Genomic DNA, 6,299 nt, shown 5'->3' with positions numbered 1-6,299 from the left:
GACTGCATCGACAGGCCGGACACAAGACTGCACCCGACCAACGCGCCAGAAGCTCGATTCGCCACTTGCAATGCGGGAGCCATCCACACAGGACACTCGGTGGCCGAGCAGCGCACAGAGTTTCGTTCGAGGCAGCACCGTAGCGTTGGGGGGCGCACAATGTCATCCGTTCTTCATGTCGCCCCGCTACTCACATTCGCAATCAATCGGGGGTTTCGATTGGATTTTCGAATGGGTGCGGAATGCTGGCCCTTGAAAGCTTGGAAGTCGCGTATCCTGGTGGCATCAAGGCGTTGCGACCGACAACTCTGACTTTTCGCGAAGGCGAGTTCGCGGTCCTGCTGGGACCGTCTGGTGCCGGCAAGTCGACGCTCCTGCGTTGCCTAAACGGCCTCGTCCGCCCAACGAACGGCCGAGTTTCCGCCCCTGGAGTAGGAGACATCGCCGCGAGCCGCGCCACGCTGCGCCGCCACCGGGCGGTGACCGGGATGGTCTTCCAGCACCACCATCTGATCGGCCGCCTGACCGCGCTCGCGAACGTCCTGATGGGCCGGCTCGGCCATCAGAGCACCCTGCGCTCGCTCTGGCCTCCGTCGCGGAGCGATCAACGTTTCGGATTGGAGGCGCTAGAGCGCGTAGATCTTCTCGATCGCGCCCTCACCCGCGTGGACCTGCTCTCCGGCGGGCAGCAGCAGCGGGTGGGCATCGCGCGCGCGGTTGCACAGCGGCCCCGGCTCATCCTCGCCGATGAACCGGTAGCCAGCCTCGACCCGGCGACGGCGACGCGGGTGCTCGATCTCCTCCGCAGCATCTGTCGGACGGACGGCATCTCAGCCGTGGTGAGCCTGCACCAAGTCGATCTGGCCCGGCACTTCGCTGACCGGGTCGTCGGGGTCCGTGGAGGCGAGGTGGTCTTCGACGGCCCGCCAGCCCGTCTCTGCGACGGCGTCCTGTCGCGAATCTACGGCGCACGGCCCGCCGAGGTCTCGGTCGACATCGTCGAAGCTCCTCGTGCGCGGCGGGCCGCGATCTACGCCTCCCGAACAGTCTGAAGGAAAGCCATCATGATTTCGAGACGTACCTTCGGCGCCGGCTTGGCGCTGAGCGCCGTCCTGCGTGCCGGACCGTCGCTGGCTCAGGGCGCGAATCCCGACACGCTCAAGGTCGCGCTGCTGCCCGACGAGAGCGCATCGACGATCATCCAGAACAACCAGGGCCTGAAGAGCTACCTTGAACAGGGGCTCAATAAGCGCATCGAACTCGTGGTCACGACCGACTATTCTTCCATGATCGAGGCCATGCGCTTCAAGCGTATCGACCTCGCCTATTTCGGGCCGCTCTCCTACGTCCTCGCGAAGAGCCGTTCGCCGGAAATCGAACCGTTCGCGGCACTCGTGTCGGGCGGGCAGCCGACCTACACCAGCTACCTGATCGCCAACGTGGCCGCAGGCATCGCGCGAGCGGACGACGTGAAGGGCAAGACGGTCGGCTTCGGTGACACGGCGTCCACATCAAGCCACCTCATCCCTCGGGCCCTGCTCAAGAACGCTGGCCTCGAAGCCGGTCAGGACTACGGCTTTCAGCATCTCGGCACCCATGATGCCGTCGCGCGGGCCGTACAGGCAGGCCATGTGCAGGCCGGCGGTCTCAGCCGGCCCATCTTCACCGCCCTCGTCGAGAAGAAGAGCATCGATCCGGCCAAGATCAAGGTCGTGGCGGAGAGCCGACCGATCCCGAACTATCCCTGGACGGTGCGTGGCGACCTCGCGCCGGACCTCAAGGAGAAGATCAAGGCCGCTTTCCTAGAGATCAGGGATCCAGTGATCCTCAAGCCGTTCAAGGCCGAGTCCTTCGCCCCCATCACGGACGCGGACTACGACGTGCTTCGGGAGACGGCCAAGCTCCTCAACATCGACTTGACGAAGGTGAAGGGCTGAGCGATGGCTCGAGCGCCCTCACTTGCGTCGGCGGTCGGTGCCGCCGACGGCTATGACGCCATTCTCGGACGGGCCCGTGGCGCGTCGGTCCGCCGGCTCATGGTTGCCCTGCCGGCTGCCGCCGCGATCCTCGCCTGCCTCTGGAAGGTGGGACTTCTCGATCCGGGGCGCCTCGCCGAAGGCGCGCCCGCGATGGCGCAGCTTCTCGGTGAGATGACCCCGCCCGACTTCACGCGATGGCGCTCGTGGGTGGGACCCATCGTCGACACGCTCGCGATGAGCGTGGCCGGCACGGTGCTCGCCGTGACCTTGTCCCTGCCGCTCGGGCTGCTGGCTGCCCCCAACACGAGTCCGCACCCGTTCGTCTACGGCGCGTTCCGGCTGCTGCTCAACGCGCTTCGGTCGGTCCCCGAACTGATCATGGGTATCTTCTTCGTCGCGGCCGTCGGATTCGGCGCGCTGCCGGGCGTTCTGGCGCTGGGCCTGCATTCCACCGGAATGGTCGGCAAGTTCTTCGCCGAAGCGATCGAGCACGTGGACCACAAGCCGATCGAGGCGGCACGAGCGGCCGGCGCTTCGCCCCTTCAGGTCGTCACGCATGCCGTGCTGCCCCAGGTCCTGCCGCAGCTCACCGACACGACACTCTATCGCTGGGAATACAACTTCCGGGCCTCCACGGTGCTCGGCGTCGTCGGCGCGGGCGGCATCGGCTTCGAACTCATCGCCTCCCTACGCCTGCTCCAATACGATCAGGTCGCAGCCATCATGCTTTGCATCCTGGCTGCCGTGACGCTCGTCGACGCCCTGGGCGGGGCTCTGCGCCGCCGGCTCAAGTGAGAAGCACCATGCGTTTCAAGGTCGTCGTCACGAACCCCGTTTTCCCTGAGACCCGCGAGATCCTGGAGGAACTCTGCGACGTCGACATCAACCCAGGCCCCGAGCCCTGGCCCGTGGCAGAGGTCCGCGCTCGCTGCTCGGACGCGGACGCCCTGCTGGCCTTCATGACCGACTGCGTGGATGCCGGCTTCCTGGAGGCCTGCCCGCGCCTGAAGGTGGTTGCGTGCGCGCTGAAGGGTTGGGACAACTTCGATGTAGAGGCCTGCACACGGTCCGGCATCTGGCTCACCGCCGTTCCCGACCTCCTGACCGAGCCGACGGCCGAGTTGGCGGTCGGCCTGGCCATCGGCCTGTGCCGCAACGTGGTGGCCGGCGACCGGGCGGTGCGGGCCAGCTTCGACGGCTGGCGACCGAGGCTGTACGGCAGCGGCCTGTACGGCAGTGTCGTCGGCGTTGCCGGAATGGGGAAGGTGGGCCGGGCGATCACGCGCAGGCTGAAGGGCTTCGGCGCACGCGAACTCCTCTACTTTGATGAGCAGGCGCTTCCGGCTTCCGCTGAGGCGGAACTCGGCGCTTGCCGCGTATCCTGGGACACGCTGGTGGGTCGAAGCGACTTGTTAATCCTGGCGCTTCCCCTGACACCGGACACGCGCCACATGCTCGATGCCGCCGCACTCGCCGCAGCCAGCCCCGGACTGCGGATCGTCAACGCCGGTCGTGGCTCGGTCGTGGACGAAGCAGCCGTGGCCGAGGCCCTCGCGGAAGGCCGCCTCGGGGGCTACGCGGCCGACGTCTTCGAGATGGAGGATTGGGCACTGGACGACCGTCCGCGGCGCATCGCACCCGGACTGCTCACGGACGAGGACCGAACGCTGTTCACGCCGCACCTCGGCTCGGGTGTCGTCGACACGCGCCGCCGGATCGAGGCGGCGGCGGCCCATAACCTTCTCGACGCCCTAAAGGGCTTGGTGCCCGCGGACGCGATCAACCACCCCGATAGCCTGCGCGGGTTCGATGGCGCGAACTGAGCGCGGAGGGGGTGGCAAGACGCCGGTGCTGAACCTCCAATACGTGGAGACGCTCCTAGCGGTCCTGGCGACGGGCAGCTTCCACGCGGCTGGCCGGTATCTCAACCTGTCCCAGCCGACGGTCTCTCAGCATGTGCGCAAGCTGGAGACGGCGCTGCGGGCGACACTCGTCGAGCGCGATCCAGCGGGGTGTCGCCCGACACCCCAGGGACGAGCCCTGCTCCCTCATGCAGAGGCGTTGGTCCGCGCCAGCCGACGCGCGGAGGAGGCGGTTGCGGGAAGCCGGCTCGCGATCGGCGCTTCAGGCAATATCGGCACCTTCCTCATGCCGGAGATCCTGCGACGCTACGAGGAAACGCACGCCGCGACCGCGGACGCGGAAATTGCCACCAACCCTCACCTCATCGCCCGGCTCGAAGCTGGCGAGATCGATGTTGCACTGCTGGAATGGTGGGAGCCGCGAACCGGTCTGGATGCCCACGTATGGCGTCGCGAACCGCTCGTTGTCATCGTGGATCCCGACCATCGGTGGGCTGGACGGGCGCATCTGACGCCACAGGATCTGACCGGCGCATCGCTGCTCGGAGGCGAGCCGGGAAGCGGGACGGGACGTGTTCTTCGCGAGGCCCTCGGTGCGGTCGGTGCAGGCTTCCGCCTCGACCGGCAGCTCGGCAGCACGGAAGCGGTGAAGCGCGCAGTGCGGGCCAGACTGGGGATCTCGATTGTCATGGCTTGCTCGGTTCAAGATGAAGTGCGGAGCGGAGTGCTGGCCGCATTGCCTGTGGCAGGCATCGAACTCAGCAAAAATCTCTTTGCGGCTTATCGCGATCCGCTGCCTGAAACCGCGCGAGCCAGCAGCTTCCTCACACGCTGCCCGAGCCGCGTCACGGCGACGAGGGGCGCGACCCACAGGTCGCCCCACAGCCTATTCGCCGCCGCCACGACCGCCCGCAACAGTGCCTCGGCGAGCACGGCATGCTCGACCGGCCGGCCGTCGACATAGGCCTGCCTGCCCTCGTACGAGAGGACCGCGCCCATCGTGGGGACGCGGCGGGTGAGCTTCGCCAGGCCGACCGACCCCACGCGGCCGACCGGTGTCCCTGGGATCCGGGGATCCTCGGGGACGGGGCAGAGCAGGATCTCCTCGATGTCCATCAGACCGTCCAGAGCGTAAAGTAGTGGACCACCACGAGGAGGCGGCCATGGTTAACACGGTCGCCGACGCCGGAGGCCGAATGGTTCGTATACGCGACATCGCGGGGATGGGGCGGTCCGGATGTCGCGTATAGAGGCCACTCTCGGAATCGCATGGTTAACGCGGTCGCCGACGTCGGCCGCCGGGCAACTCATATAGCTAGGGTCGGGCGCCCTAGGCCCCCGGATAACTCATTTACGAGTTCATCCAGACCCCTCACCGCCGTCAACATGGTTACCGCAACCGGCGGCAGGACCCCTGTTCCCGGCCCGCGCCGAGGGTAGCCTGATGGGCATGAAGAAGGCGCATCCCATCCGCTGCCGGGCGCTCGCCGCCCGCCGTGCCCGTCCCTACGACCCGTTCATCGACGGCGACATCCGCCCGAGGATCCCGGGGCTGCCCAGCTTCGAGCCGCTCGAACTCGTCGCGCTGCCAGCCGGGGAGGCCGCCACGCCGCCGGCGTCCGGGATGCAGTTCGACGCCGAGGGCAACCCGACCGCCTACGTCATCCCATTGGATCCGCCGGCCCGCACCCGCGACGCCGACCTTCCCGCCGTGGGGTCCTTCCATGGCTGAGATGACCTACGAGGAGTGCATCCGCGCCACCATGGCCCGCATGTGCGCCTCCCTCGACCTCTCCTGCGAGGAGGTGATGGCCGAGCGCGACCGTGACAAGCGCGAGCGCCTGCGGCGGATCTGGCGGGAGATGCAGGACCTCGCGAGCACGAGGGCGGCCGCCCTGTCGCCAGGCGCGGTGACCTACTCGGTGGGCAGCACGGACAAGAAGCTAGCCCGCGAGCTGGCGCGCCGGCTCGACAGCGGCCGCCCGTTCACCCCGCGTCAGTGCCAGGTCGCCGCCTACCTGGCATGGCGCTACCGCCGCCAGATCTCGGGGCGCATCGTTCCGGGCGGCCCAGTCGCGAAGCCGTAGGGGCCGCAACGCATGAAGACCTCGATGTACGACTTCTTCCTCTCGCGCGCCGACGGCGCCCACATCGCGGCGTGGCAGATCGGGGATCGGACGGTCTCGGAGGATGAGGCCCGGCGCCGGCTCTCCATCATCGAGCTCTCGTCGGAGGACTGGGTGAACCCGGAGGGGGGCGAGCCGGGGGACCGTGACGACCTCGACATGGAGACATTCGGCGCGCAGGCTTGGACCGCCGAGCGGGTGCTCTTCACCATCGGCACATACGAGGGCGGCATGTGGGTCTACGGCGCTCCGCGCCATCCCCGGACACGGTGACCTGACGGGCCCAAGCGGTTACGAATCGCTCGGCTTGAGAGACCCTGGCCGCGCGGTTC

The 6,299-nt window shown here is 67.7% G+C and carries 8 protein-coding genes; all 8 read left to right on the top strand.

From position 1 onward, the window contains the following. Window positions 1-242 precede the first annotated feature (242 nt). The 8 genes from phnC to HNR01_RS19420 all read left to right on the top strand — a co-directional run bounded on the left by phnC (window position 243) and on the right by HNR01_RS19420 (window position 6,240). Window positions 243-1,052 carry a phosphonate ABC transporter ATP-binding protein gene (gene phnC, locus HNR01_RS19455; protein WP_026105332.1) on the top strand — a complete coding sequence of 270 codons (810 nt, stop codon included), beginning with the start codon at window positions 243-245 and terminating at the stop codon, window positions 1,050-1,052. A gap of 12 nt (window positions 1,053-1,064) precedes the next feature. Further along, complete coding sequence (gene phnD, locus HNR01_RS19450) at window positions 1,065-1,937, top strand: phosphate/phosphite/phosphonate ABC transporter substrate-binding protein (RefSeq protein ID WP_017483140.1); 873 nt, start codon at window positions 1,065-1,067, stop codon at window positions 1,935-1,937. Window positions 1,938-1,940: 3 nt separating this feature from the next. After that, window positions 1,941-2,774 (top strand): phosphonate ABC transporter, permease protein PhnE, encoded by an 834-nt coding sequence (gene phnE / locus HNR01_RS19445; protein WP_017483141.1) that lies wholly within the window; start codon window positions 1,941-1,943, stop codon window positions 2,772-2,774. An 8-nt stretch (window positions 2,775-2,782) separates the two neighbouring features. After that, window positions 2,783-3,802, top strand: coding sequence for a phosphonate dehydrogenase (locus HNR01_RS19440; RefSeq protein ID WP_183669216.1), 1,020 nt, complete (start codon window positions 2,783-2,785; stop codon window positions 3,800-3,802). A gap of 25 nt (window positions 3,803-3,827) precedes the next feature. Then, window positions 3,828-4,805 carry a LysR family transcriptional regulator gene (locus HNR01_RS19435; RefSeq protein WP_312893379.1) on the top strand — a complete coding sequence of 326 codons (978 nt, stop codon included), beginning with the start codon at window positions 3,828-3,830 and terminating at the stop codon, window positions 4,803-4,805. A gap of 480 nt (window positions 4,806-5,285) precedes the next feature. Then, window positions 5,286-5,573 (top strand): hypothetical protein, encoded by a 288-nt coding sequence (locus tag HNR01_RS19430; protein WP_003601495.1) that lies wholly within the window; start codon window positions 5,286-5,288, stop codon window positions 5,571-5,573. Continuing rightward, complete coding sequence (locus HNR01_RS19425) at window positions 5,566-5,928, top strand: hypothetical protein (RefSeq protein WP_003601496.1); 363 nt, start codon at window positions 5,566-5,568, stop codon at window positions 5,926-5,928. The genes HNR01_RS19430 and HNR01_RS19425 overlap by 8 nt, the downstream gene beginning before the upstream one ends. 12 nt (window positions 5,929-5,940) lie before the next feature. After that, the gene (locus HNR01_RS19420; protein WP_003601498.1) at window positions 5,941-6,240 is read left to right on the top strand and encodes a hypothetical protein; all 300 of its coding nucleotides are present in this window, start codon (window positions 5,941-5,943) and stop codon (window positions 6,238-6,240) included. Window positions 6,241-6,299: the final 59 nt, after the last annotated feature.

The organism is Methylorubrum rhodesianum, assembly GCF_014199985.1.
Lineage (GTDB): Bacteria > Pseudomonadota > Alphaproteobacteria > Rhizobiales > Beijerinckiaceae > Methylobacterium > Methylobacterium rhodesianum.
Note: the sequence above shows the minus strand (reverse complement) of the source record. Positions and strands in the feature narration are given on the sequence as shown.

Coding starts and splice junctions, on each gene's coding strand:
- HNR01_RS19420 (WP_003601498.1), top strand. CDS start 5,941: ATGAAGACCTCGATGTACGACTTCTTCCTCTCGCGCGCCGACGGCGCC.
- HNR01_RS19430 (WP_003601495.1), top strand. CDS start 5,286: ATGGGCATGAAGAAGGCGCATCCCATCCGCTGCCGGGCGCTCGCCGCC.
- HNR01_RS19440 (WP_183669216.1), top strand. CDS start 2,783: ATGCGTTTCAAGGTCGTCGTCACGAACCCCGTTTTCCCTGAGACCCGC.
- HNR01_RS19425 (WP_003601496.1), top strand. CDS start 5,566: ATGGCTGAGATGACCTACGAGGAGTGCATCCGCGCCACCATGGCCCGC.
- phnC (WP_026105332.1), top strand. CDS start 243: ATGCTGGCCCTTGAAAGCTTGGAAGTCGCGTATCCTGGTGGCATCAAG.
- phnD (WP_017483140.1), top strand. CDS start 1,065: ATGATTTCGAGACGTACCTTCGGCGCCGGCTTGGCGCTGAGCGCCGTC.
- phnE (WP_017483141.1), top strand. CDS start 1,941: ATGGCTCGAGCGCCCTCACTTGCGTCGGCGGTCGGTGCCGCCGACGGC.